The organism is Paenibacillus sp. PCH8, assembly GCF_002968835.1.
GTDB lineage: Bacteria > Bacillota > Bacilli > Paenibacillales > Paenibacillaceae > Paenibacillus.
The window spans coordinates 1,265,690-1,292,674 of record NZ_PKQK01000001.1; the positions used below are offsets into that span (position 1 = coordinate 1,265,690).

A 26,985-nucleotide genomic window follows, 5' to 3' on the forward strand; every position below is an offset into this window, starting at 1 on the left:
TAAAGCCGTTCCCGTTCTACGATCAAACTACAAATTGTGCAGCTAATCACACAAAACGCCATATTTCTCTATTATACCACTGAAATCGTCTCTTGTCCTTTGATTTCTCTGTATCTTTCCCTCTTGAGAATCCAACAAAACATGAAAGGATTGATGAATCTTGAGTATCCAGCGTGTATCCAGCAAATGGGCCAAAACAGCTGTGTTACAACGTAGTCGCAATGTGAATGAATATATTCCAGTGACCCGAAAATATAGCCGTCAAACCCTCGAACGAATGACTGAATTATTCGAGTCTAACTATATCAAACCCGATCGGGGCACTTACGGTAATGGCGTCATGCGGGTGAAAACTGCCCGCATGCACCAACCTGCGTTCCATTCCAAAGAGTCCACCACAGATGTAGAAGTTCCCGATGAGTCCAGTGATCGGAACTCATCTGACGAAACTGAAGCAAACGCTGTTACTTCCAGTGCTGTCTATCTCACAACATATCAGCTTCAATACGGAACAGAAGAGAAATCATTTCATTCTCTGGACGAACTTGAACGAGCACTGAATAATCGTATTCAGAAACGTGACTATATCATTCAACAAGGAATCCCGCTGATGAGGCATGAGGATTTGCCTTTTGACTTGCGAGTGTTGACCCAGAAAAATCTACAACACAACTGGGAAACAACAGGTATTCTAGGACGGGTTGCTGCACCAGGCAAAATCATCACCAACATTCATGGTGGTGGGCGATTGGCTACGTTCGAAGAACTGGTACTCCCCCATCTTCACAAGGACGCATTCAAGCAGCTTCGCAATGAGCTGTACCGCTTGGGCATTCATACCGCCGTGCAGCTGCAAACATCATTTCCAAGGCTCAAAGAGATTGGTATTGATATTGCTCTAGACGAAGAAGGACGCCCCTGGATTCTGGAGGTCAACACACTGCCAGGCATTTACGCTTTTGGCTTATTGCCAGACAAGGAAACGTACCGGAAGATTAAACGGTATGCGATTGCCTACGGTCGTTTGCCTTCCAAAAAGGGAAAGACCTCTCGCCCTTCCCCTAAAGCACAGGCCGTATCTGCCAAAAGACGTGTACGTCGATAACAGAGTAACAGGGAAGTCTAACTACCTTCCCTGTTCCATGATTCCAATAATATAAAAAGGCGCCCTCACAGGCGCCTCTTCGAATATCGTTAAATGTCGAGGTTTTTCACGTATTTTGCATTTTCCTGAATGAAGTCACGACGAGGTTCAACGTTATCCCCCATCAGGGTGTCGAACATCGTATCAGCAAGTATGGCATCATTGATCGATACTTGCATCATGGCCCGGCTCTCCGGGTCCATCGTCGTTTCCCACAGTTGTCCAGCATTCATCTCACCGAGACCTTTGTAACGCTGAATGTTGAATTTCGCATTTTCGCCAAGAGTTGCGATAATTTCATCGCGTTCTTTCTCGGAACCAGCATAGCGAATCACTTTGTTACGCTCAATCTTGAACAATGGCGGCTGAGCAATGTATACATAACCTGCCTCGATGATTTTGCGCATGTACCGATACAGGAATGTCAGCAGCAGTGTTCGGATATGGGCACCATCGACATCGGCGTCCGTCATCAAAATGATTTTGTGATAGCGGGCTTTGGCAATATCGAAGTCATCACCAATTCCCGTACCCATTGCCGTAATAATAGCTCTAATCTCCGCATTACCCAAGATCCGGTCAAGACGCGCTTTTTCCACGTTCAGAATTTTACCACGCAGCGGCAAAATCGCTTGGAAATGACGATCCCGACCTTGCTTTGCAGATCCACCGGCAGAGTCACCTTCGACGATGTACAATTCGCTGATTGAAGCATCCTTGGATGAACAGTCGGCCAGTTTACCTGGCAGGGAGCTGACTTCGAGCGCACCTTTACGACGTGTCAGTTCCCGTGCTTTACGGGCAGCTTCACGAGCGCGTGCTGCTTGCAGTCCTTTATCCAAAATGCGGCGGGATACGGAAGGATTCTCTTCCAGGAACTCCTGCAGCTTCTCAGCAAACAGAGATTCCACAATTCCGCGCACTTCGCTGTTGCCCAGCTTGGTCTTCGTCTGTCCTTCGAATTGCGGTTCAGGGATCTTGACCGAGATAATGGCCGTCAAACCTTCACGAACGTCGTCTCCGGAAAGATTACCCGTGCTGTCTTTGATTACCCCCGCCTTGCGAGCATAGTCATTAATGATTCGTGTAAGGGCACTCTTGAAACCAGATTCATGCGTTCCGCCCTCATGCGTGTTGATATTGTTAGCGAAGGAATAGATATTTTCGGTGTAATTGTCATTGTATTGCAGAGCAACTTCCACCTGAATGCTATCTCTGGAACCTTCAACGTAAATTGGATTTTCATGCAGTACTTCACGCTTCTGGTTCAGGAAGGAGACATACTCGATGATACCGCCTTCGTACATGAACGAGTTCGTTGCACCTGTACGCTCGTCTGTCAACGTAAGACCAATGCCCTTATTCAGGAACGCCAGCTCACGAATACGGGTAAGCAAGATATCGTATTCGTAGACTCTGGTTTCTGTAAAAATCTCAGGGTCCGGATGGAACCTAACTGTCGTTCCTGTCTCATCGGTTGTACCGATTACTTTCAGGTCATACTGAGGAGCACCACGACGGTATTCCTGTTGATAGACATGACCGTCAACCTTAACTGTGACAACAACTTTTTCGGAGAGTGCATTAACTACGGATACACCTACACCGTGCAGACCACCGGAGACTTTGTACCCGCCGCCACCAAACTTACCTCCTGCATGGAGGACGGTCATAACGACCTCCAGCGCAGGACGTTTCATTTTGGCATGTTCACCGACAGGAATCCCACGTCCGTTATCGACTACAGTGACACTGTTATCTTCATGGATGGTAACTTCGATATGGTCACAGTAACCTGCGAGCGCTTCATCGATACTGTTGTCCACTACTTCCCAGACCAGATGATGCAGACCTCTGGCACTTGTGGAACCGATATACATCCCCGGACGTTTCCGTACGGCTTCCAGCCCTTCAAGAACCTGAATTTCATCTGCACCATATGACGGTTGATTCATAGACATGCTTTCACCTACTTCTATAAGATTCAATATCGTAAATATGCGTTAACTAAAATGATGCCGTGGAAATGCTATAAATCAGGAAAAATGTGAGCCCGCTTCTTCAGCGTGGCTGAGGAAATAGGCGAATAGTACACAATGTTTTTGGTCACCACAATGGACTTGGCTTCCTCTTCGCCGATGTGTTCTACTGTTTTTTCCTGCTCGGCATGTGTGACATACTGCTTGGAGATTTTTGAGGATTTTTCAATCGATATATCAAAAATAGCGACCAATTCGGAAGAACGGATGATCTTCTCACCGCCCAGATGAATGTACATAAGCCCTCACTCCTTAGCGCTCAACCTGTCCGGCATGAACGTGATAAATACTGGCATCTTTGAGCTTGTCAACGTTCAGGCTCTCGATCCCCGTAGCTGTAATAAAGGTTTGCACCTTGCTCTGGAACGTTTCGATCAGCTGTGTCTGACGAAACGGGTCCAGTTCGGACAGTACGTCATCCAGTAGCAGGACCGGATATTCTCCAATTTCTTCGTGAATCAGTTCGATTTCAGCAAGTTTAAGGGACAACGCCGTTGTGCGCTGCTGCCCCTGCGAGCCATATGTTTGTACTTCCCGATCGTTAATGAAAAAGGACAGGTCATCCCGATGCGGCCCACTAAGGGTTGTGCCTCGGCGAATCTCCTGCTCTTTCATTTGTGATAATTTTATCATAAATTGGTCCATTAAGACAGCTTCATCTTCCTCAGCGGCTTCGCTGAAGGAAGGAAGGTAGGCCAGCCGCAAGACTTCTCCGCCTCCGGTGATCCCCTGATGAATCGTTTCTGCCCACTTTTGCAGTTTCTTTATGAATTGTTTCCTTTTTTTGACGATTTTAACACCATGCTCGACCAGTTGTTCATTCCATACCTCAAGCATGGTCTGGGCCGATGCCCCTTTTCCCCATAGTTGCTTGAGCAAATTGTTCCGCTGGACTAGCACTTTTTGATATTGCTGCAGATGATACAGGTAACCTGGTGCAACCTGCCCAATCTCCATGTCAAGAAACCGGCGGCGGACCCCCGGTGTGCCTTTGACAATCTCCAGATCTTCCGGTGCAAACATCACGACATTGAGCGCTCCGACAAAATCACTTAACTTGCGCTGTTCCAAGCCGTTAATCTTCGCTTTTTTGCCTTGTTGTGACAAAGAAAGTTCAAGCTTGACCGATCCGTACTTTTTGTCGACCTCTGCTGCAAGTCTGGCACGTTCCTCCCCGAAACGGATTAGCTCCTTGTCACGGGATGTACGGTGACTTTTGGTGAGAGCAAGTACAAATATAGCCTCTGCCAGGTTGGTCTTGCCTTGGGCATTTTGCCCAATTAACAAATTTACTGGACCAAAAGAGTCCAGTCTCAGATGTTCATAGTTGCGGAATTGCTGCAGATCAATGCTGTTGACAAACACGCGGTAACCTCCCTTTTATCCCGTCCGTCAGGAGGCAGCAGGATCACACTGGTCTTTTTACTCTGCGACAACTTCGAACGAACCTTCTCCGTCCACCTCAACGATATCCCCAGGGTATAACTTCCGTCCGCGGCGTTCCTCAGACTCTTTATTCACACGTATAAGTCCATCCTGAAGCAAAGCTTTCGCCATACCTCCTGTTGGGATGCAGTCAGCCAGTTTCAAAAATTGGTCCAGCTTAATATATTCCGTACGAATCGATACTTGTTTCACAATGATCTTCCTTTCGTTAGTTGGTCGTCCGGTATGGCAGTATGACGTATAGGCTGTGACTGTCATCCAGCGGTTTCAAGATGATTGGACTCATAACCCCGGTAAAAGCGATCATCAGTTGCTCACTTTCAACGACTTTCAGCACATCCAGCATGTATTTGGAGTTGAACGAGATTTTTAGCGGATCACCCGTAAATTCGGCGGGTTGGATTTCTTCTCTTACTTTCCCAAGCTCGGAAGAACTTGAGGAAATTTCGACAGAACCTGAATCCATCGTTTGCATACGCACGATGTTTGTTTTTTCTTCACGCGACAGCAAATAAGCCCGGTCGATAGATTCACTTAATTTTTTAGTGTCCAAAACAAGTTCTGTTTTGTACGAAGTTGGAATAATTCTAGAAGTATCCGGATATGTTCCGTCCAAAATGCGGGAATAGAACAAAACACGGTCAATTTTGAACAGGACCTGATTATCCGCGACAACGATATCCACAAGTGTATTTTGATCCGGCACAATTTTACTGAGCTCGTTCAGCGTTTTGCCGGAAATGACCACGTTGTTAAAGCGCACACCCTCTGCATTATCCAGCATTGCTGCCCGAGTAGCAAGGCGGTGACGGTCTGTTGCCACAAATTTCAACTCATTGTCACCCAAACTCCAGAGTACCCCTGTAAGAATGGGTGTTGTCTCATGGGTGGAAATGGAGAAAACGGTTTGTTTGATCATATTTTTCAGCAAATCTCCCGGAATGGAGACCGTTTGGTTTTCTTCGATGCTTGGCAGTACCGGGAATTCTTCCGGATCAAGACCTACCAGTTGAATCTCGGTTGCACCTGCAGAGATAAAGGTGTTGAAGTTCTCTTTGACCTCCATGTGTACTTCCTGCGATGGCAACTTCTTGATGATCTCCACGAAAAATTTGGCTGGTAATACTACACTGCCCGGTTGCTCTACCTGAACAACACTTTTATCTCCATCTTCAAGCGGGATGAAGGATTGAATGGATATATCCGTATCGCTTGCTGTCAACGTTACCCCTTGATGATTCACATCAAATTTGATACCGCTCAGAATCGGAATGGTTGTACGGCTCGAGATCGCTTTGGATACTTGCTGTATGGAATCGTTTAAGTAGTTTTTCATAATGCTGATTTTCATGGTTTCACTCCTAGCTGATTTTTTGGGTGTTGAGGTGTTGAAACGGGTTTTTCAAAGGCCGAAGGCTAAGCTTCGAAATGGCTATTTTGGAGATGATATCTTTAAGATCTTTATAGTAATAATAGTAATAGGGGCACTGAATATGTGGATAAGTGGGTATAAACCCGTACGCCCAAGCCTATCCACATGTGTATACGTTGTGCATAGGCTTGGGACTTGTTCAGGTTGGATTCTTAATTTTTTCGGTTAAGTTGTTGATAACTTTATAGAGATCCTGATCGTTTTTAATCAGTTGGGAGATTTTCTCGTGCGCGTGTATGACAGTGGTGTGATCTCGTCCTCCGAATGCTTCCCCGATTTTGGGTAGAGAAAAGTCTGTCAGTTCACGAGAGATATACATGGCAATCTGTCTTGGGAAGGCAACTGCCTTGGTCCGTTTCCGTGCTTTGAAATCTTCAAGCTTAAGGCTATAGTACTCGCCGACCTTTAGTTGGATGTCATGAATAGTGATCATTTTGGGACGACTGGAAGGGATGATATCCTTCAGTGCTTCAGCTGCCAGATGAGTGGTTACATCCTGGTTAGTAAGCGAAGAGTAGGCAACAACCCGAATCAGGGCACCTTCCAGCTCACGAATGTTGGTATCGATCTGGTTTGCGATGTACATCATCGCTTCATTTGGAATGTCTAGATTCTCTGCACGTGCTTTTTTACGCAAAATTGCAATCCGCGTCTCCAGATCAGGAGGCTGAATATCTGTAATCAATCCCCATTCAAAGCGAGAACGAAGCCGTTCTTCCAGGGTTGGAATTTCCTTCGGTGGTCTGTCGCTGGAGATGATAATCTGCTTCCGTTCCTCATGCAGCGCATTAAACGTATGGAAAAATTCCTCTTGTGTCGATTCTTTTCCCGCTAAGAACTGAATATCATCAATGAGCAGAATGTCGACGCTCCGGTATTTATTACGGAAGCTCTCCCCGCGGTTGTCACGGATCGAGTTAATGAATTCATTCGTGAATTTCTCAGACGACAAATAAACGACTTTGCTACCTGGATCATGCTCCAGAACGTAATGTCCGATCGCATGCATCAAGTGAGTCTTACCGAGACCTACGCCTCCATACAGAAAGAGAGGATTGTAAGCTTTGGCGGGCGCTTCAGCGACCGCCAGCGACGCGGCATGGGCAAAACGGTTGCCCGGCCCGATGACAAATGTATCGAACGTATATTTCGGATTCAGCATGCTGAATACTGCTTCTTCCTGCACGACTTTAGGTGTTGGTGCCGGCAATTGAGGGTCCGGCTCAGCAGGCTTATTCTCTTCGATGACAAATTTCACATCAACTTGTTTGCCAAGCAGTTCGTATACCGTCGAGCCAACCAATTTGGTGTAACGGCTCTCCAGCCATTCGACGGCAAACGTGGTTGGCGCGGAAATAACGATTGAACGGTCATTCAGCTTGGTTGCTTTGGTTGCTTTGAACCAGGTATCGAAGCTGGGTTTGCTGAGCTTGTTTTGTATAATAGCTAAAATTTCCTGCCATAAATCGGAAGTATGGCTGTCCACAGACTGTCACTCCTTTTACATGTTCCAAGTGTGGCTTAAGCCATGATTCAATGTCGAAATACGAGATATATTGTTGAATTTATCCCCAAACCCCCGCAGGTCGAAAACAAAAAAAGAATGAACAACGGAAAATTGTTCACAACTTTATCCACAGGCTGTTGATAATATTATGGGTCAGATCACATATTCACATCCAAAAGTAATACAATCATAGCAAAAGAAGCCCCGCATTTCAACGTATGGCGATATTTTATCCACAAATTCAATAACTTGTGTATAATTTTTAGTCACAACACAATATATTGTTTATAAAGTGTTTAATTTTCGACAGGATGACCCAAAAACCAAAAATGTTTTATACACAGGTTATCCGTCAAATGATGCCAAATTGTGTGTAAAAGTATTCTCCGATTGTGAATAACACGGTTGTGGATAACCTTGAAGTGAAAATGGAGCATGATCGAGATGTGAAAAGAACTCACCTCTCTTCTTTGTGTTTATTTCGCCCAAGAAATCATGTTGAAATCCATGAATTTAGAATTAAAGTGGAAGGCGTAGGTAATGATCAATTCATGCATATAGATGAACAAGAGAAACGTTGAGCTTTTGAGAGGGCAGTGATCCAGCGCACTGGCGATGTTGAAAAACAACGCAAAAAGGGGCTCAATTGGATTATTGAATTCGAAGTTCAGCGTATGGATTCATCTAAAAAGAGGTTGTCTCCTAAAACCGATTACTGGTTCCAGGGGACAACCTCTTTTGGTACAGAAATCATCATGATTGATGGGTTATGGATGGGGAATGGAAGCCTTGCGCTGGAACTCAGCGATGTCGGCGTACTCCTCTTCCAGTTTGCGAGAGATCCGAATAAAGATGGGCAGCAGCTCCTGGTAGAGGGCAGCATTCTCTTTGACAGGAGTATGTCGGTGGGTTGTACCCACCATGGAAGAAACCGCATGAAGCGAATCGATCCGTCCCGTAGCGTAGAGGCCAAGCACAACGGCACCCAGACAGGAACTTTCGAAGCTTTCAGGCACAACCACTTCCTGATTGAAAATATCGGACATCATCTGCCGCCAGAGAGGGGAACGTGCAAACCCACCAGTGGCTTGAATGGAGGTAGGTTGCCCAATCTGTTCTTCCATGGCCAACAGCACGGTATACAGGTTGAAAATAACCCCTTCAAGTACTGCGCGGATCATGTGCTCTTTCTGATGATGGAGAGTTAAGCCAAAAAAGGAACCACGGGCATCCGGATTCCACAAAGGAGCACGTTCGCCCGAAAGGTACGGATGAAATAGAAGTCCATCTGAGCCAGGATGGACACGTTCGGCAATCTTGGTCAGCACATCATAGGAATTGATGCCGAGTCGCTTCGCTGTCTCCACTTCAGACGCAGCGAATTCATCCCGCACCCAACGAAACAGCATGCCACCATTATTCACAGGTCCACCAATAACCCAAAGATTCTCTGTGAGGGCGTAACAGAATGTTCGACCTTTGGGGTCGGTAACCGGACGGTCAACGACAGTTCGAATGGCACCGCTGGTTCCGATGGTCGCTGCGACAACACCCGGTTCAATGGCGTTCACGCCGAGATTGGATAAGACCCCATCACTTGCGCCAATAACGAAGGGCGTGGAGGGGGAGAGGGCCATTTTTTCAGCTGATTCGTTATTCATTCCTTCTAATGTATGTGTTGTGGGTACGAGCTTCGACAGATGGTCTGGTGTAATGCCTGCAACCTCAAGGGCCTCCGCGTCCCAGTCCAGTTGTTCCAGATTGAGCAAGCCTGTGCAGGAAGCGATGGAATGATCGACGACATATTGTCCGAATAGACGGAAGAACAGATATTCTTTAATAGAGATAAATTTGGCTGTGCGCTCGAAAAGTTCAGGTTCATCGTGGCGTAGCCACATTAATTTGGTCAGCGGTGACATCGGATGGATGGGTGTACCTGTTCGCAGATAGATGCGGTGACCAACCCCATTCTCTTGCAGCTTAGCAGACCATTTGGCGCTTCGATTATCCGCCCAGGTGATGCAACGGGTTAAGGGTTGGCCATCTTGGTCCATCGCAATGACACTATGCATGGCCGAACTGCAGGATACGAACAGGATCTCCTCAGCAGTAACACCGCTCTGATCCATGACTCCTCGTACAGAACGAAGGGCTGCCTGTACAATCTCCTCGGGGTCCTGCTCGGCTACATCGGGTGCAGGGGTATACAATGGATATTCATGAGTTGAAGTACTGACAACGGAGCCTTGCTCTGTAAATAACACGGATTTGGTGCTGGTTGTACCGATATCGATTCCAATCATATAGTTGTTCATGTATTTCAACCTTCTTTCTTCAGAAAGCAATGAGAGTGTATTCTTTGCTACTATAGAGATTCCATTTATACCACTGTACTCAGCAGCAAAATAAAGATCAGTCCCACCACAGATAATAGTGTTTCCATAACGGTCCACGTCTTGAGTGTCTGAGAGACACTCATATTAAAGAATTCTTTGATCATCCAGAATCCTGCATCGTTCACGTGAGACAACACCAGTGACCCTGCACCTGTAGCGAGCACAACCAGCTCAATGTTAGCACCAGGGGTAAGTGCAAGAACTGGAGCAACGATACCGGCGGCTGTGGTCATGGCGACGGTTGCTGAACCAGTAGCTACTCGGATCAGTGCAGCGACAAGCCAGGCAAACAGGATCACATTAATGTTGGCATGGGTAGCAACTTCAGCAATGGCGTTGCCGACGCCACTATTGATCAATACCTGTTTGAATGCACCGCCTCCGCCAATAATGAGAATGATGGTCGCCGTAGGCGCCAGACATTCACTGGTAAAACGTGAAATATCGTGTTTGGTGAATCCACGTGCGAAGCCGAGTGAAAATAGGGCGAATACGACAGAAATCAGCAGAGCAATGATCTCATGACCGATAAATTCACTGAAAACGGTGAATCCACTCGTGGCATTTGGGTCAATGATACTTGCGATCGAACCAATCAGCATCAAAATGACCGGTAGCAATATGGTAAACAGGGTAATACCAAACCCGGGCAGGTTGGTGTTTGTTTTGGTTGCGAATTGTTCAGCCAGTTCAGCTGGCGGTTCGGTGTGTATTCTTTTACCAATAAACTTACCAAACAAAGGGCCTGCAATAATGGCTGTAGGAATACCAACAATAAGGGAGTACAAAATGGTTTTACCCAGATCCGCACTGAAGGCCTCGATTGCGATCATGGGTGCAGGGTGTGGTGGAACCAAACCGTGTACAGTCGACAGTCCCGCCAAAATGGGAATACCAATCTGCAAGAGCGACATGTTGGTTTTACGCGCAACAGTGAAAATGATCGGAATCATCAGAATTACACCGACTTCGAAGAAAACGGGAATACCGACGATAAATCCAACAATCATCATGGCCCAGTGCACACGTTTCACACCAAATCGATCCACTAGTGTAGTTGCAATGCGCTCGGCACCGCCAGATTCAGCCATCATCTTACCGAGCATCGTACCGAGGGCAATAACAATTGCGATGGTCCCAAGTGTGCCGCCAAGTCCCCCGGTAATGGAAGAGATCACATCGGCAGGTTTCATGCCTGCAAGCAAACCGAGCATCAATGCGGATAACAAAAGGGTAATAAAGGGGTTCCATTTATATTTGGAGATCAAGACGATCAGAAAAACGATCGCAATAAATGTCCAGACTAATAATGTTGCATTATGGGATAGTCCAAAAAGAGTGCTCATGATGTTGTGTGCTCCTTTATGTCTGATATAGAACGCTTACAATTGAAATCATCGTCAACAAGTAAAATGATGTGACCGTACTGAGGCCGTGGAAGTTGCAAAAGGAAGCTTTATCATGCCCAATTTAAAATAAAATCGCATTTTGTATACTTGTCGACAAGTTGAGGTGCAATCATTCACATTGGATATGATTGCGAACGCCGTGATCCTAAATATGGCTGTGCCATCAGCCGGGAACGTAGATAGCAGTACAAGCTGAAGCTCACTAGGAATCAAAGCTTTCGTGCAGTGTCTTGCCTGAATCTTGAAAATACGTGCGGACTCCAGCCTGAATGAGCATTAGGTCACCGGATTCGAGTGCTTTAACGAGCGAGCGGTGTTTCTCAATTACATCGCTTACTTTCTGCTCGCCTTGAAGAAATACTCTACGCGTCGTGAGCAGCATAACGGTCATCACAACATATCGAATACTGTTCCATAGGTGTGAAATACGGGAATGCTGTGCAGCTTCAATGATGGTTTCGTGAAAGCTGAGATCCTGATAGGCAAATTCGACAGCATCCTGATGCCGTCCGGCAAGGTGCATTTTGTCGATTACATTCCGCAGCTGTGTAATTAATGAATCTGGAACATCACCTGCGAGGCGCTGCTGTACGAAACTTTCGATCAGGAAACGGACATCATACAGTTCTTCGACATCCTTGATTCTTAACCCAAGCACAACGACGCCCATACGTTCCAGCCGAATAAGACCTTCATTCGATAAGGTTCGTAACGCTTCGCGAACAGGTGAACGACTGCTGTCAAAATCAGCGGCAATTCGATTTTCTGACAAAATCTCTCCAGGACGAAGGCTTCCGCTGATGATCCGCAGCCTTAATTCGCAGGCAATGGCTTCACCACGAGAAGCTCCTTGAAGCCAGGAAGAAGGAAACAGCATATGGCTAACGCTCCTATTATGAAGTAATCAGTTCATTACTGATCATAGCATAACTATTTAGCAGACTGGACATTTGGACTTGAACGATAGCCCGCAGTAAATCCAATCAAACAGCTTCATACATATACTTGTATACAAGATGTGATTTTTATCCTACACCTTTCTCAAAAACTTGTAAACCTTGATTAAAGCGTATACAACTTCATTAGGAGTCCATAAATTTTGCAGACATATTCGTTATCCACATGTGAATAACTTTGAAACTTGATGCAATGAAGGAGATAGCAGGTATTGGAGGGTGTGGATAACCATAAACGCTGTAATATTGTGATCTGGCTAGGATCTGGGGATAACTTTCGGGACACTCTTTGGGACTTCATAATGGCAAAGAAGTGAAGGGACTGTGGTTATTACTTCAGGCGGGAAGGAGAGCGTGTACAAAAGAGGGTGAAGCCTGGAGCCTGGAGCCTTGCAGTTGACTTTTCCAGGTGGTCATGGTTAAATATATAAAGGTGTTTTCTGTTCAAGATGAAAATGATTCATCACATAAGTATTTCCTTGTGAGGAGGTGCAATACATTGAGACCTACATTCAAACCGAACGTTAGCAAACGTAAAAAAGTTCATGGTTTCCGGAAAAGAATGAGCACGAGCAACGGCCGTAAAATTTTGGCCGCACGTCGCCTTAAAGGCCGTAAAAACCTGAGTGCTTAATGCATGTGAAGACCACCGAGGTGGTCTTTTTTTTCTTAATTTGATCAATTCAGACTGGATGCTGGTACAGATCAGGTCTGAATTGGCTGTGAAAAAGTTCCAAGTACACACATCTATGTATGTCGAATGAGTTTTTTGTTTTCGAAAACTTACCTTATATAAGGATGAATGGTGAATGGTTCAGCAGCCAATCAACAATCATCCCGGATGAATGGTGAACGGTTCAAGCAACCAATTCACTTTCACGCTAAATGAAGTTGTCGCCAAGACGGTTTACCGTCATTCAAGAAAGCCTATACTAAATCAGTAATGATGCCTCCGTCAATAATGAGGGTGGAGAACAGCAAGGAGAAGCGCCGTGTATAAAAGACTGCGTCTACGAAACCGGGCGGACTTTAGCCGCGTATACCGGTATGGGAAATCGTTTGCCAATCATCAATTCGTGGTGTATGGATGCCGCCGTAAAGATACAGAGCAATTCCGGGTAGGCGTATCATGCAGCAAGAAAATCGGAAACGCTGTCGTACGCAACCGGATGAGACGCATGATTAAGGAAATTGTACGCCATCATGAGAAAGAGATTGTCACGCAGATGGATCTGATCTTTATCGTCAGAAAAGGCGCATTGGACATGTCCTACAAGGAGATGGAAAAAAGCCTGCTGCATGCGATGCGTAAGGGCTCTCTTTTGAAGTCGGGCAAGCGGTAAGCTTCGGTTTATTTGTCCTCCTAATTATGGTATGATTTTACGATGGAATGGAATGGTTAAGAGAGGGGTTATGAAGTGTCGCGATTGAAGACATCAAAGGGGAAGTGGATTCTCCTCATTGCAGTCATTGCAATGGTCACCGTACTCGCCGGGTGTGCTCCACAAGGAGCCGGGGTCACTACAGAAGATCTGAAGAACAGTGGCTCATTCTGGCAAAGTAATGTTATATACTGGTTTTCACTAGCGCTCGATACATTCGCCAATTGGTTTAACGGTGAATATGGACTAGCTGTCCTCGTGATGGTGCTTATTGTACGGACATTGATTTTACCATTAACAATGAAACAGGTCCGTAGCTCCAAAGCCATGCAGGCTATTCAGCCGCAGTTGAAGGAGATTCAAGCCAAGTTTAAAGATACACCTGAGAAAGTTCAGCAAGAAACGATGAAGTTGTTCCAAGAGAACAAAGTTAATCCGATGGCCGGTTGTCTGCCACTTATCATTCAGATGCCGATTTACATCGCACTTTATAACTCCATTTACGGAAACTCCAGTCTGAGAACACATGATTTCTTGTGGCTCCAGCTCGGGGAACCGGATCACCTGTTTATTTTGCCAGTGCTGGCTGCCATCACAACATTCATTCAAACATGGATGATGATGCGTATGAACCCTGCACAGCAAGTGGGACCAATGCAGTTCATGCTGTGGGTGTACCCGATTTTGATCTTCGTGATGTCTTATCAGTTCCCGTCAGCACTTCCGCTGTACTGGTTCTACAGTAACATCTACACGATCGTGCAAAACTATTTCCTTTACCGGAATAATGATAAAATCGTGGCTGAGGTCAACGTGAAGCAGAATAGCTCTTCCAAAAATGGAGCTAAACGCAAAAACGGTGGCAAAGCGACCGTCTCTGGAAAAGGGTCGAAAGGGGCCAAAAAATCGAAATGACCAAAGTCATTACGTCAGGAAAAACCGTTGAAGATGCTGTAAACCAAGGATTGGCCGAGCTTGGCGTTAGCCGGGACAAGGTCGAGATACAAGTGTTAGAGCAGCCGTCAAAAGGATTCCTGGGTTTGATCGGGGTGAAGGCGGCCAAAGTTGAAGTAAAGCTTCTGCCTGTACCCGAAGTTGTTCCACAACCGATCAAGCCGGCTGCATACGAACCTGAAGTAGATGCATTACTTGAGGGTGTAGCAGCTAAAAATCCCTATGAAGAAGCGGCTGCTTTCTTGAAAGAGGTCGCAGCAGGAATGGGACTGGATGTGGATGTGCATATCAAAAAACAGCGTGACGGACATCTGTTCAATATTGCGGGTGAAGACCTGGGCATGATTATTGGCAGACGTGGACAGACGCTGGATGCACTTCAGTATCTAACGAACATTGTAGCGAATCGATATTCGGAAAGCTTCGTTCGGATTGTGCTTGACGCAGAGAATTTCCGTCAACGTCGGCGGAAGACGCTGGAAGATCTGGCTGAACGGTTGGCTGGACAAGCGATTCGTACCGGCAAGGAAGTTGTTTTGGAGCCGATGCCTCCACTCGAACGAAAAGTCATTCATGCAAAACTGCAAAATCATCCGCAGATTAAGACTATAAGTAAGGGCGAAGAGCCCAATCGGCGCGTGGTTATTACGACGAAATAACACGAAATTGAAGACGCAATGGCTTCCTGCCCGGTGCAGAAGCCATTGTTTTTTTCGTACAGAAGCAATTTGATACGTAGATTATGCAAGAAGCCAAGGATATCAGTTATGATTATATGAGTAGTGACTTCAGTATTAACTTTAATAGATTTGAAAATGGATATGGCGTCCCCATGGGGCGGCAATTTTAAAATAGAGCAAGGAGAGATAACCATGATCAGTGATACGATCACAGCGATATCAACGGCTGTCGGAGAGGCGGGTATCGCCGTGATCCGGGTCAGCGGCCCGGATGCAGTGACGGAGACGGAAAAGATTTTCCGCAGCAAAACCCCCTTAACTCAGGCGGCATCCCACACGGTTCATTATGGTCATATCATAGATCCAGCGAGTGGTGAGAAGATCGAAGAAGTGCTGGTTACGGTCATGCGGGCTCCACGTTCTTTTACAACAGAAGATGTTGTAGAGATTAGTGCTCATGGCGGTGTGGTATCGGTTAAAAGAGTCATGGACTTGCTATTGCAGCTCGATATTCGTCTTGCTGAACCCGGCGAGTTCACCAAACGTGCTTTCCTCAATGGACGGATTGATCTGTCCCAGGCCGAAGGCGTTATGGATCTCATTCGTTCCAAATCAGACCGGGCTTTCTCGGTTGCACTAAAACAAGTTGAAGGTAGATTGTCTTCCAAATTGCGTGAACTAAGATACACGTTGGTGGAAACACTTGCTCACATTGAAGTGAATATCGATTACCCCGAGCATGATGTGGAGTCGTTAACGTCTGACTTTATTAAAGAAAAGTCCAGTCAGGTCATGACTGAAATCGAACAATTGCTGATCACAGCAGAGCAAGGAAAGATACTGAGAGAAGGAATTACAACTGCGATTGTTGGACGACCTAACGTAGGGAAATCCTCTTTGTTGAATACACTTGCACAGGATAATCGTGCCATCGTAACTGATATTCCAGGAACTACACGTGATGTAATCGAAGAGTTCATTACAATTAATAATATTCCGCTAAAACTGCTCGATACGGCAGGAATCCGGGAAACGATGGACGTTGTAGAGAAGATCGGGGTAGAACGCTCTCGTTCAGCGGTGAATGAAGCCGATCTGATCTTGATGGTTCTGAATGCTGCTGAGCCGCTTCATCCAGATGAGATCGAATTATTGGAACAAATCCGCGGTAGACAATCGTTAATCATTATGAATAAAATGGACTTAACGCCACAGGTAGATCGTGACGTGCTGCTCCGTTACATTCCGGAAGAACGGCTTGTTCCGATGTCGGTGAAGGATGATCTGGGTGTGGATCGACTGGAAGATGCCATTTCTACGCTGTTCTTCAGTGGTAAACTGGAATCTGCGGACCTGACTTATGTCAGTAATGTACGGCATATTGCATTGCTCAAAAAAGCCAAGCAATCCTTGGTGGATGCTTATGAAGCTGCAGAGCAGTTAATTCCGATCGATATGATCCAGATTGATGTTCGTTTGGCATGGGAGCAGTTGGGTGAGATCGTAGGCGATACGGCACATGATGCATTAATTGACCAGATTTTCTCCCAGTTCTGTCTAGGAAAGTAAATTCATTATACTGCTGATTCATTGGAATCATTCTGTATGGTGGAAGAGGGTACAATTTCTGCCCGTTGTCAAAGGATGGTATGATGCTGTTGCCAAGATATGTTGGTTTCATATAGATAGGAATGCAAGTTCCGATGAACGGTTAGAAGTTCTTAGTTTTCATGATTGTGCAGTAGATGATCCGTCTGTATGGATTACACCAAATGCAGCGGAATAAGGAGGTAAACAAGAATGGCTTTTGATGGCGGCAGTTATGATGTAATCGTCGTTGGTGCAGGACATGCCGGTGTGGAATCTGCGCTGGCCGCAGCCCGTATGGGGTCCAAAACACTGATGATTACGATCAATCTGGATATGGTGGCCTTTATGCCTTGTAACCCATCCATTGGGGGACCGGCTAAAGGACATGTCGTGCGTGAGATTGATGCGCTTGGTGGAGAAATGGGACGAAATATCGATAAAACCTTTATTCAGATGCGGATGCTCAACACGGGCAAAGGACCTGCTGTTCATGCGCTCCGTGCTCAGGCAGACAAATTCTCCTACCAGCATAAGATGAAGGAAACGATGGAGAATGAGCGCAATCTGACTATGCGTCAGGCGATGGTTGACCGCTTAATGGTTGAGGACGGACATTGTGTAGGGGTAGTGACTCAGACCGGAACAGAGTATCGGGCCAAAGCGGTCGTTCTGACTACAGGCACTTACTTGCGTGGCAAAGTGATTATGGGTGAGTTGATGTATGAGAGTGGACCGAATAATCAACAACCATCACTTAAATTGTCAGAGCACTTACGTGAGCTGGGCTTCGATCTGGTTCGTTTCAAAACAGGTACACCCCCGCGTGTGCATAAGGATACGATTGATTTCAGCAAAACGGAAATCCAGCCTGGTGATGACAAGCCGAAATTCTTTTCCTATGAAACAGAATCTTCTGATAATGAACAATTGCCTTGCTGGTTGACATATACATCTGTGGAAACCCATCAGATTATTAATGATAATCTGCATCGAGCTCCAATGTTCTCGGGCCTTATTGAAGGTACCGGACCACGTTATTGCCCTTCCATTGAGGATAAAATTGTTCGTTTCAGCGACAAGCCGAAACATCAGATCTTCCTGGAGCCAGAAGGCAAAAACACATCGGAATATTATGTGCAGGGGCTGTCTACGAGTATGCCAGAAGACGTTCAACTGGCTATGCTGCGCTCCATTCCGGGTATGGAAAAAGTAGAAATGATGCGTAACGGTTATGCGATCGAGTATGATGCGATGGTTCCTACCCAATTGTGGCCCTCCCTTGAAACTAAACGTCTGCCTGGTCTGTTCACCGCTGGTCAGATTAACGGTACTTCCGGTTATGAGGAAGCAGCTGGACAAGGTGTTATGGCTGGCATTAATGCAGCACGTAAAGTACAAGGCCAAGAGCCGATTGTACTTGACCGTTCCCAAGGTTATATTGGCGTGCTGATTGATGATCTGGTAACGAAGGGCACGAACGAACCATATCGTTTGTTGACCTCACGTGCCGAGTATCGTCTGTTGCTTCGTCATGATAATGCAGATATGCGCTTAACGGAAATCGGACATGATATTGGACTGATCCCAGATGAACGTTATGCTAAGTTTCTGGACAAAAAGGCGAAAGTCGAGCAGGAAGTTGCGCGTCTGAAAGTAGCGAAAGCTCGCCCTTCGGAAGTGAATGCGAAGCTGGAAGAGTACGGGTCAAACCCTATTCAGGATGGAAGTACGTTGCTCACCTTGCTGCGTCGTCCGGAACTTGGATATGACTTGATTGATCAGATCTCACCATCTGAGGTTGAACTGTCGGCGGATATGAAGGAACAAGTAGAAATTCAAATTAAATATGCGGGTTATATTGAGAAACAATTGATGCACGTAGAACGTTTGCTAAAAATGGAGAAAAAGAAAATTCCGGATACCATCGTATATGATGAGATTCATGGTCTTGCAATGGAAGCCAAGCAGAAGCTCGCTAAGATTCGTCCAATCTCGATTGGTCAGGCTTCTCGTATTGCTGGAGTTACTCCTGCCGACATCTCCATACTGCTGGTCTACCTGGAGCATTATAACCGTGTAACCGCAGCAAGGGGACAATAATGGACGATATTCAACGGCAACTTCAACTGCGCTTGAAAGAACATGGGCTGGAACTGGAAGAACTCCAGTTGGAGCAGTTCGAACTATATTATCAGCAATTGGTGACCTGGAATGAAAAAATGAATCTGACCGGAATTACGGATCGGGAGCAGGTGTATACAAAACATTTTTACGATTCGGTATCGCTGGCGTTCTATACAGATATGTCTAAGGTAAATACACTGGCTGACATTGGTTCAGGAGCGGGATTCCCAGGATTACCGCTGAAAATCTGTTTTCCACATATCAAGTTAACGATCATTGATTCATTGAATAAGCGTATTGGTTTTTTGCAGTACGTGGTAGACACACTTGGACTTACCGATGTTGAACTGATCCATGGTCGTGCGGAGGAACTTGGACGCAAAGAGGGATATCGTGACAGCTACGATCTCGTAACTGCACGTGCAGTGGCCAAGCTCGCAGTGCTAAATGAATTCTGTCTTCCATTTGTTCGTAAAAGTGGAATGTTCGCTGCCATGAAGGGTGGAGACCCGCGTGAAGAGATGAAGGAAGCAGAGTTCAGCTTCAACCAGCTGAAGGGACGGGTAAAGGCTGTTCATTCCTTCCAGCTACCAATTGAAGAGTCGGAGCGTCATATCATTCTAATTCAGAAGTTTGATAAAACACCTTATAAATATCCGCGCAAAGCTGGAACTCCAATGAAAACTCCGCTGGTGTAGATACGGGAAAGTTTAACGTCATAACCTAATAGAGTAGAAGACATAGAAATAAGAGAATGTTTCACGTGAAACATTCTCTTATTTTTTATTTTCAGAATCGGAGGAACGAATCACCATATTTACTCCTTACTCCTCTATTCTGATTGATGATGGATTCAATCTGCAGCAGCTCATGTCCTGAATGGTTATTGTTGGGAGAATTGCTGGAGAGCAGAACTAGCTCTTATAAGCAGATCATACCATGTGCATTTTCAGTAATGAAATGTGTATAAGTCGGCATATTTCCAATATTTAAGAAGAAAAAGCAGGAAAATCAGCAGACTTTAAAGAATAGGTAAGCATAGGATTATAATAGAAAAGATGATAGAATAGAAGTATCCGATCCTGGGTTACAGCGATCATAGATTATATGTATAGATAGATGGATATACGTTCGGTGTGGCATGACAGAAAGCGTTATGAAAGGCAAAACTTATTCCAAGAACGATGCATGTGAAAGGTCGCTTTTTGAATAAGAAGCACCTGCAAAAACTGTGGGAGCTATTACGAAACTAGGTGGTAATCTGCGGAATGAAAGAACAATTTTCGAAGTTGTTTGGTTTGGCGGATCGCAATAACGGAGATGAAATTAAACAGATTCCGGTTAATGAAATTGTGAGCAGTCCATACCAACCCCGTACTATTTTTGATGATAATAAAATTGATGAGTTGTTGCAGACGATCAAAACACATGGCGTCATTCAGCCTATTGTCGTTCGCGTACGAAATGGATCATATGAGATCATTGCCGGGGAACGTCGCTGGCGTGCAGTTCGAAAACTGGGCTTGGATCATATTCCGGCTATTGTACGTGAATTCAATGACTCTCAGGCCGCATCCATTGCACTGATTGAGAACTTGCAACGCGAAGGATTGACTTCAATTGAGGAAGCCGTCGCTTATCAGAAGCTGATCGACTTGCATCAACTGACACAGGAGAGCCTTGCTCAACGACTTGGCAAAAGCCAGTCCACCATCGCAAACAAAATTCGGTTGTTGCAACTTCCAGAGGGCATCAAGGGAGCGTTGATGGAACGCAAAATTTCGGAGCGGCATGCAAGAGCATTACTTTCTCTCGATACGGAAGAACTGCAGATGAAGTTGCTTCGTGAGATCATTGAGAAAGAATTGAATGTGAAACAGACAGAGACACGTGTTGCATTTTACAAGGAATCTTCCAAAATCAAAAAATCAAAACGTGTTTCCTTTACCAAGGACGTAAGACTGGCACTTAACACGATTCGTCAATCCATTGATATGGTAACTGGATCTGGTCTGGATATCAAAACGAAGGAAGCAGACCATGAGGATCATTATGAAATCGTTATTCATATTCCAAAACGCAAATAATTGAAGCTTATGGCGGCAATGGGCCGCTTTTTATGTCTATAGAACAAGCCATGCCTGATTTTTTTAGAGAATAGCATATTGAGAAAATCGTAGTTGTTGTCAACCTACAAGAAAAGACTCCTATTTTATTTGAGGTGAAGTAATTGTCTAAGATTATGGCCGTAGCAAATCAAAAGGGCGGTGTGGGGAAAACGACGACATCTGTTAACTTGGGTGCAGGACTGGCTTCACTCGGGAAAAGAGTATTGCTTGTCGATATTGACCCTCAGGGGAATACAACCAGCGGAGTCGGAATCAATAAAGCAGATGTGGCTAATTGTATATATGATGTCATTATTAATGAGGTTCCTCCCCAAGAAGCGATTGTGGAGACTCAGATTGAAGGTCTTCATATCATACCTGCAACGATTCAACTCGCCGGAGCCGAGATCGAATTGGTATCCACGATATCAAGGGAAGTTCGCCTGAAAAAATCACTCGCCATGGTGAAAAAAAACTATGATTACATACTGATCGATTGCCCACCATCCCTTGGTATGTTGACGATTAATTCGTTAACTGCTTCCGATTCGGTGATCATTCCGATTCAGTGTGAGTATTACGCACTTGAAGGATTAAGCCAATTGCTTAATACGGTTCGTCTGGTACAGAAGCATCTGAATACGTCCCTTCAGATCGAAGGGGTATTGCTAACGATGTTTGATGCAAGAACCAATCTGGGTATTCAGGTTATTGAAGAAGTGAAAAAGTATTTCCAACAAAAAGTGTATCAGACTATTATTCCGCGCAATGTTCGGCTTAGTGAAGCACCATCACACGGTCAATCCATTATCACGTATGACCCTCGGTCCCGAGGAGCGGAAGTGTATTTAGAGCTCGCAAAGGAAGTGATTTCTTATGAGTAAGCGGCTTGGAAAAGGCCTTGATGCCCTCATTCCTTCGCTTTCAATTAATGACGATGATAAAGTCGTAGAAATCCCGATTAGTCAACTGCGGGCTAACCCCTATCAACCACGTAAGGTTTTTGATGAGGATGCAATACATGAACTGGCGGAGTCCATTCGTCAGCATGGCGTTATACAGCCCATAATTGTTCGTCCTGTTCTAAGAGGTTATGAGATAATTGCTGGAGAACGACGGTTCAGAGCTTCTCAGTATTGTGGTAATGCAACCGTTCCAGCAGTTGTCCGTAACTTCAGTGACCAGCAGGTAATGGAGATCGCATTGATCGAGAATCTGCAACGGGAGAATCTGAATGCTATGGAAGTTGCAGTTGCTTATCAGGGGTTAATGGATCAATTTTCGTTGACTCAGGAAGAGTTGTCTGTAAAAGTAGGTAAATCACGTTCTCACATTGCTAACTTCTTGCGTTTGATATCTTTGCCCGAAGAAGTGAAAGACCATGTTTCACGTGGAACATTATCTATGGGACATGCACGTGCAATCGTTGGAATTAAAGATGAGATTGTGGTGAAGCAACTTGCCAAACAAACCATTGATCAGCAATGGAGTGTACGTGAGCTAGAGGAAGCTGTTCAACAATTGGATCGCTCCAAAACGGGTGAGGCTAATAAAGCCAAATCAAAGTTGAAAAAGAAAGATCCATTCATTGACACGGTGGAAGAATCTCTACGTGAACGTTTCAAAACAACAGTGAAAATAAAGCATAACAAAGATAAAGGTAAAATTGAGCTCAACTACTACAGCCAACAGGATCTGGAACGGCTATTGGAATTGTTGCAATAATAGTCGGATCGATGATTCATTAACAACATGCGGGGCTTACTCATGTCATGACATATCGCCTCTGTACCATGGAGAACCGATATGTCATTCTTTGTTTATAGGGTTAGTTGTGCAGTATGTACAGGCAAAGGCAAACCATTAATTTATGGGACAGAGGTGGTTGTAAGATGGAGGGAGTTATCTATCTAGATCATGCAGCAACATCTTGGCCCAAACCACCTGCTGTCGGTGAAGCGATGATGAGCGCACTGGAGATAGCAGGGGCAAATCCGGGCAGAGGAAGTCACCGAATGGCTGTTCAGGCTAGTCGGGTACTGTTTGAGGCCAGAAGATCCATATCTACTATTTTCGGTATCAAGAATGCGAATGATATTGCATTTGGTTCGAATACGACAGAAGCCCTGAATCTGGCTATTCAAGGTTCGCTCAGGGAAGGCGATCATGTGATTGCTACCATGGCTGAGCACAATTCTGTCAGACGACCATTGGAGTATATGCGCAGGTCCCGAAATGTGGATGTAGATTATGTACCTGTTAACGCTGCGGGAGAGATTGATTTAGTTCAAATGGAACGTATGTTTCGTTCGAATACCAGATTGGTGGTCTGTACGCACAGCTCCAATCTGCTTGGCAGTATTCTCCCTATTGGTGAAATTTCGCTCCTGTGTCGTAAATATCAGGCGATCTTGTTGGTAGATTCGGCTCAAAGTGCTGGGGTTATGCCAGTAGATGTGCAGCAACTTGAGATTGATATGCTGGCTTTCCCGGGACACAAGGGATTGCTCGGCCCTCAGGGGACAGGCGGCCTGTACATTGCTCCTGAGCTGGATGTGCAGCCATTACTTCATGGAGGAACAGGAAGCCAGTCGGAAGCGCTGGAGCAGCCGAAGGTACGTCCTGATCGGTATGAGGCGGGAACGCCGAATACAGTGGGGATCGCAGGGTTAAATGCTGGTGTAAAGCATGTAATTGAGATGACACCAGCATCGATCTACCAACATGAGTGGAAACTGACCCAACATATGATGGAGGGGCTCTCATCCGTTAAGGGGATTCGTATGCTCGGTCCGCAAATAGGGAAGCCTCGTACCGGTTTACTATCCTTCACTGTGGAAGGGTATGACTCAGCACAACTTGCCTTCCGTTTAGACCGGAATTATGGCATTGCTGTCCGTTCCGGTTTTCATTGTACTCCGCTTGCGCATGAATCAGCCGGTACAACGGCTACGGGTGCGGTTAGGGCTAGTGTAGGGTACAACTCGACTAAGGAACAAGTGGATGCGCTTATTGAGGCTGTGATGGAGTTGACAGGGTCAAGCTAGATTATAGTGGGATAATTCTCCGGTAATCGAATGGATCCGCTTGGCATGGTTAATTTTATGGATATCGGGTTGATTAATAATGAATGATAATATATATAGACAGACGTTAATCTGATCAAAAAAACAGAGGGGTAGTTGCACTTACATGACTGAATTAAACGAGCTGATTCTGGAACAGCTGTTATGGATTATTGGCGGAATGGTACTACTTACGATGATCTTGCTGATTGTAAGTATTGTTCAAGGGGCAAAGTTACGAAAGTTTAAACGTAAATATGAAGCCATGATGGCTGGCAGTGGAGTGGAGGACCTGGAATCGCTGCTGATTAATCTGAAAATTCAGATGGACAGCATTGAGGATGAACACACACTGCAAACGAATCAGCTGCAAGTTGTCATGCAAAAGCTGACCCGCATTCAAGGTAAAGTTGGCGTGAAAAGATACAATGCTTATGGAGAGCGTGGTAGCGATCTAAGCTTCTCGATGGCCATGATTAACGATAGCCAGGATGGCATGATCCTTACAGGGATCTATAACCGTGACGGTTCTTATGTATATGCAAAACCTCTTAAAGGGGGAGAGTCCACGTACACTCTTTCCCCAGAGGAAAAAGAAGCTATTACTCTGGCACAGCAAGCAGAGTAGAACGTGTATGCCATTCCCGGATAGCCGAGTATAGACTGCTGGATATAATCTCGGACATGCGCATGACGAGACTGAGCCGCGTGTTCTGTAGAACAAAGTATTCCATAAAGCCGCCGACGTTAACGATACCTGTCAGATGGATATCGCCGACCGGCGGTAATTCTTTATTTACCCCCGCACCCGGCTTGAGCGGGCCGTTCACAACCTGGATGCACCCTACACTGGATGACTGCCCCAGACAGGCATCAATCCCAATCACATAAGGGTTATGGTGTGTTTGGCGTATGTTGTGGAGCGTATCCTGGAGGTTCATCGCATGCACGGGTTCATCCAGGGTGCCATACAGATGGAATAAAGGGCTGTCCCACTTGGAAAGGGATGATCCAACTAGTGGACCAAGACAATCGCCGGTTGAGCGATCTGTGCCGATGCAGACGATCACCACATTTTGCAGAGAGTGGGCTTTATAGAGATGGAACATTAAACGATGTGTAATGGCCGAGTGAATGCTTGGATCGGTATGGGGGATTTTCAAACTGGTCAAGTCTTGTGATGAAAAGGAACGCGAAGTAGGATTCATAGGATCTATCCTTTCCCTTGGAATAGTAGTAACAGTATATGGAAAGATAGAGCGTTTTATACTTCATGAGGACAAGCTTTTTCTCAAGGGTTGAACGTATAGCGAAAGGAGCCGGACATGGACGAGTGGATTAACGATTGGATGCTGATTGCATTTGACTCAACCCAGCAGGCGCTGCGTGCTGAAATGCTGCTGGAGTTTGCCGAGATTGAGATCGACTTGTTTCCTACACCCAAAGAAATTACCGCAGGCTGTGCTCTATGTATTCAGTTTCCCAAAGAGGATTTGGAGAGAGTACAGAAAATCATTCGTAACGAGTATGTGGAGATCCGCGGCCTCTATTTCAAAACGGAAGACAGCTATGATAACATACCGATGTAGAGGAGGGATGATGGATGTTGCCATTTCAGTTTGCTCAGGGTGATAGTATGACCGGTGTATTAACGACCGTTACTGATGCCCTCCGCTGGACCGATCAAATGTGGAACATAATTGCGGATGCCGATATGTGGCTTAACATTATGTTCAGCTCATTCCGGATCATCATTATTTTCATCATCACCCGCATTGTCATTAAGGTTGTATATCGCATCATAGATCGTTCCATGGCACGCAAGCAGGAAGGCAAGATTCGCGTAAATCCACGCAGGTTCATAACCGTTGGGGAACTGTTGAAAAATGCGACCTCCATAACCTGTAATTTTATTATGATTCTGCTCCTGTTATCTGAGATCAATATCCAGGTCGGTCCGCTGCTGGCGAGTGCTGGTGTGCTCGGACTTGCGATTGGTTTCGGTGCACAGGGTCTGGTCAAGGATGTTATTACGGGTTTCTTCATTATATTAGAGGATCAGTTCGCTGTGGGAGATGTCATTCAGACAGGAACCTATAAGGGGACGGTTGAGGTTATTGGTCTGAGAACAACTAAACTGGTTAGCTGGCAGGGTGAAGTGCATATCATTCCAAACGGGGCGATTGCGAGTGTGACGAACTACTCCATGTCGAATTCCCTTGCTGTAGTGGATATTCCTATGAAGGCGGACTTGAGTCTCGATGAATCAGTGCACTTGGTGAAGCAGTCTTTGGTCGGAATCGAAGAACGGGATCTGAATATTGTGAAGGTGCCGGATGTGCTTGGTATACAGTCCATGTCTACATCAGAGTATGTGGTACGAATTGTAGCGGAATGTATGCCTAACTCTCGTGCTTCTGTGGAACGTCAGATACAGGGTGATGTGAAAAAGACATTGGAGTATCATGAGATGAGCAATCAGGCAGCATTGGAACATGCAGCAGCTCTGGAGAAAGATGAGGGGGATGGCACTGGTGGAGCGTAAAAGTTTCCAGCTTGGGGATATTGTACAGATGAAGAAGCAGCATCCCTGTGGCAGTAATGAGATGGAGATCATTCGAATGGGCATGGATATTCGGATCAAATGTGTCGGATGTAAACACAGTGTGTTGATTCCAAGAGCAAAATTCGAAAAAAACATGAAAAAGGTATTGCGTTCAGCCGAAGATTCCACGGAATCCTAATGTCACAAT

The 26,985-nt window shown here is 45.6% G+C and carries 26 protein-coding genes; 16 read left to right on the forward strand and 10 right to left on the reverse strand.

Going from position 1 to position 26,985, the window contains the following annotated elements; all coding sequences use genetic code 11:
* Window positions 1-160 precede the first annotated feature (160 nt).
* Window positions 161-1,105, forward strand: coding sequence for a YheC/YheD family protein (locus C0Q44_RS05695; protein WP_105406401.1), 945 nt, complete (start codon window positions 161-163; stop codon window positions 1,103-1,105).
* Window positions 1,106-1,194: 89 nt separating this feature from the next.
* Here the strand turns inward: C0Q44_RS05695 and gyrB are convergent, their stop codons facing one another.
* From gyrB to C0Q44_RS05740, 9 genes are all read right to left on the reverse strand, one after another.
* Window positions 1,195-3,105, reverse strand: coding sequence for a DNA topoisomerase (ATP-hydrolyzing) subunit B (gene gyrB / locus C0Q44_RS05700; protein ID WP_105406402.1), 1,911 nt, complete (start codon window positions 3,103-3,105; stop codon window positions 1,195-1,197).
* 68 nt (window positions 3,106-3,173) lie between these two features.
* Window positions 3,174-3,422, reverse strand: coding sequence for an extracellular matrix regulator RemB (gene remB / locus C0Q44_RS05705; RefSeq protein ID WP_017691405.1), 249 nt, complete (start codon window positions 3,420-3,422; stop codon window positions 3,174-3,176).
* A 13-nt stretch (window positions 3,423-3,435) separates the two neighbouring features.
* A complete protein-coding gene (gene recF, locus C0Q44_RS05710; RefSeq protein WP_105406403.1) occupies window positions 3,436-4,548 on the reverse strand; it encodes a DNA replication/repair protein RecF in 1,113 nt (370 codons plus the stop codon).
* A 57-nt stretch (window positions 4,549-4,605) separates the two neighbouring features.
* Window positions 4,606-4,821, reverse strand: a complete 216-nt coding sequence (yaaA, locus tag C0Q44_RS05715) for a S4 domain-containing protein YaaA (protein WP_105406404.1) — start codon at window positions 4,819-4,821, stop codon at window positions 4,606-4,608.
* A gap of 16 nt (window positions 4,822-4,837) precedes the next feature.
* A complete protein-coding gene (gene dnaN, locus C0Q44_RS05720; protein ID WP_105406405.1) occupies window positions 4,838-5,980 on the reverse strand; it encodes a DNA polymerase III subunit beta in 1,143 nt (380 codons plus the stop codon).
* Window positions 5,981-6,200: 220 nt separating this feature from the next.
* Window positions 6,201-7,547 carry a chromosomal replication initiator protein DnaA gene (dnaA, locus tag C0Q44_RS05725; protein WP_105406406.1) on the reverse strand — a complete coding sequence of 449 codons (1,347 nt, stop codon included), beginning with the start codon at window positions 7,545-7,547 and terminating at the stop codon, window positions 6,201-6,203.
* Window positions 7,548-8,335: 788 nt separating this feature from the next.
* Window positions 8,336-9,883, reverse strand: a complete 1,548-nt coding sequence (gene gntK, locus C0Q44_RS05730; protein WP_105406407.1) for a gluconokinase — start codon at window positions 9,881-9,883, stop codon at window positions 8,336-8,338.
* 65 nt (window positions 9,884-9,948) lie between these two features.
* Complete coding sequence (locus C0Q44_RS05735; RefSeq protein ID WP_105406408.1) at window positions 9,949-11,310, reverse strand: GntT/GntP/DsdX family permease; 1,362 nt, start codon at window positions 11,308-11,310, stop codon at window positions 9,949-9,951.
* A gap of 265 nt (window positions 11,311-11,575) precedes the next feature.
* Complete coding sequence (locus tag C0Q44_RS05740; RefSeq protein WP_105406409.1) at window positions 11,576-12,250, reverse strand: GntR family transcriptional regulator; 675 nt, start codon at window positions 12,248-12,250, stop codon at window positions 11,576-11,578.
* A gap of 578 nt (window positions 12,251-12,828) precedes the next feature.
* Between C0Q44_RS05740 and rpmH the strand changes: the two genes are divergently transcribed.
* The 12 genes from rpmH (at window position 12,829) to C0Q44_RS05800 (ending at window position 24,860) form a co-directional block, all read left to right on the forward strand.
* Complete coding sequence (gene rpmH, locus C0Q44_RS05745) at window positions 12,829-12,963, forward strand: 50S ribosomal protein L34 (protein WP_017691413.1); 135 nt, start codon at window positions 12,829-12,831, stop codon at window positions 12,961-12,963.
* 358 nt (window positions 12,964-13,321) lie between these two features.
* Complete coding sequence (gene rnpA / locus C0Q44_RS05750; protein WP_053781949.1) at window positions 13,322-13,672, forward strand: ribonuclease P protein component; 351 nt, start codon at window positions 13,322-13,324, stop codon at window positions 13,670-13,672.
* A 75-nt stretch (window positions 13,673-13,747) separates the two neighbouring features.
* Complete coding sequence (locus C0Q44_RS05755) at window positions 13,748-14,626, forward strand: YidC/Oxa1 family membrane protein insertase (protein WP_105406410.1); 879 nt, start codon at window positions 13,748-13,750, stop codon at window positions 14,624-14,626.
* Entirely contained in the window at window positions 14,623-15,324 is a 702-nt protein-coding gene (gene jag / locus C0Q44_RS05760; protein WP_105406411.1) for an RNA-binding cell elongation regulator Jag/EloR, read from the forward strand. The genes C0Q44_RS05755 and jag overlap by 4 nt, the downstream gene beginning before the upstream one ends.
* A 213-nt stretch (window positions 15,325-15,537) precedes the next feature.
* A complete protein-coding gene (mnmE, locus tag C0Q44_RS05765) occupies window positions 15,538-16,914 on the forward strand; it encodes a tRNA uridine-5-carboxymethylaminomethyl(34) synthesis GTPase MnmE (RefSeq protein WP_105406412.1) in 1,377 nt (458 codons plus the stop codon).
* A 231-nt stretch (window positions 16,915-17,145) separates the two neighbouring features.
* Window positions 17,146-19,035 carry a tRNA uridine-5-carboxymethylaminomethyl(34) synthesis enzyme MnmG gene (gene mnmG / locus C0Q44_RS05770; RefSeq protein WP_105406413.1) on the forward strand — a complete coding sequence of 630 codons (1,890 nt, stop codon included), beginning with the start codon at window positions 17,146-17,148 and terminating at the stop codon, window positions 19,033-19,035.
* Window positions 19,035-19,757, forward strand: coding sequence for a 16S rRNA (guanine(527)-N(7))-methyltransferase RsmG (gene rsmG, locus C0Q44_RS05775; RefSeq protein WP_105406414.1), 723 nt, complete (start codon window positions 19,035-19,037; stop codon window positions 19,755-19,757). The genes mnmG and rsmG overlap by 1 nt, the downstream gene beginning before the upstream one ends.
* 570 nt (window positions 19,758-20,327) lie before the next feature.
* Window positions 20,328-21,146: a nucleoid occlusion protein gene (gene noc / locus C0Q44_RS05780; protein WP_105406415.1), complete on the forward strand. Its 819-nt coding sequence runs from the start codon at window positions 20,328-20,330 to the stop codon at window positions 21,144-21,146.
* A 143-nt stretch (window positions 21,147-21,289) separates the two neighbouring features.
* Window positions 21,290-22,051 (forward strand): ParA family protein, encoded by a 762-nt coding sequence (locus C0Q44_RS05785; protein ID WP_024629525.1) that lies wholly within the window; start codon window positions 21,290-21,292, stop codon window positions 22,049-22,051.
* Window positions 22,044-22,892: a ParB/RepB/Spo0J family partition protein gene (locus C0Q44_RS05790; protein ID WP_105406416.1), complete on the forward strand. Its 849-nt coding sequence runs from the start codon at window positions 22,044-22,046 to the stop codon at window positions 22,890-22,892. The genes C0Q44_RS05785 and C0Q44_RS05790 overlap by 8 nt, the downstream gene beginning before the upstream one ends.
* A gap of 167 nt (window positions 22,893-23,059) precedes the next feature.
* A complete protein-coding gene (locus C0Q44_RS05795; RefSeq protein WP_105406417.1) occupies window positions 23,060-24,214 on the forward strand; it encodes an aminotransferase class V-fold PLP-dependent enzyme in 1,155 nt (384 codons plus the stop codon).
* A 145-nt stretch (window positions 24,215-24,359) separates the two neighbouring features.
* Window positions 24,360-24,860 carry a DUF4446 family protein gene (locus C0Q44_RS05800; RefSeq protein WP_105406418.1) on the forward strand — a complete coding sequence of 167 codons (501 nt, stop codon included), beginning with the start codon at window positions 24,360-24,362 and terminating at the stop codon, window positions 24,858-24,860.
* Here C0Q44_RS05800 and yyaC read toward each other — a convergent pair.
* Window positions 24,835-25,440, reverse strand: coding sequence for a spore protease YyaC (gene yyaC / locus C0Q44_RS05805; protein WP_105406419.1), 606 nt, complete (start codon window positions 25,438-25,440; stop codon window positions 24,835-24,837). The two genes, C0Q44_RS05800 and yyaC, sit on opposite strands and share 26 nt — an antisense overlap.
* Window positions 25,441-25,557: 117 nt before the next feature.
* On the opposite strand from yyaC, the gene C0Q44_RS05810 reads away from it, so the two are divergent.
* From C0Q44_RS05810 to C0Q44_RS05820, 3 genes are read left to right on the forward strand one after another with little or no spacing between them, the layout of a single operon-like run.
* A complete protein-coding gene (locus tag C0Q44_RS05810) occupies window positions 25,558-25,821 on the forward strand; it encodes a putative Se/S carrier protein (protein WP_181150865.1) in 264 nt (87 codons plus the stop codon).
* A 14-nt stretch (window positions 25,822-25,835) separates the two neighbouring features.
* On the forward strand, window positions 25,836-26,777 hold the full coding sequence (locus C0Q44_RS05815) for a mechanosensitive ion channel family protein (RefSeq protein ID WP_374955069.1): 942 nt from the start codon (window positions 25,836-25,838) through the stop codon (window positions 26,775-26,777).
* Complete coding sequence (locus C0Q44_RS05820) at window positions 26,767-26,976, forward strand: DUF951 domain-containing protein (protein WP_036611950.1); 210 nt, start codon at window positions 26,767-26,769, stop codon at window positions 26,974-26,976. The genes C0Q44_RS05815 and C0Q44_RS05820 overlap by 11 nt, the downstream gene beginning before the upstream one ends.
* Window positions 26,977-26,985 lie beyond the last annotated feature (9 nt).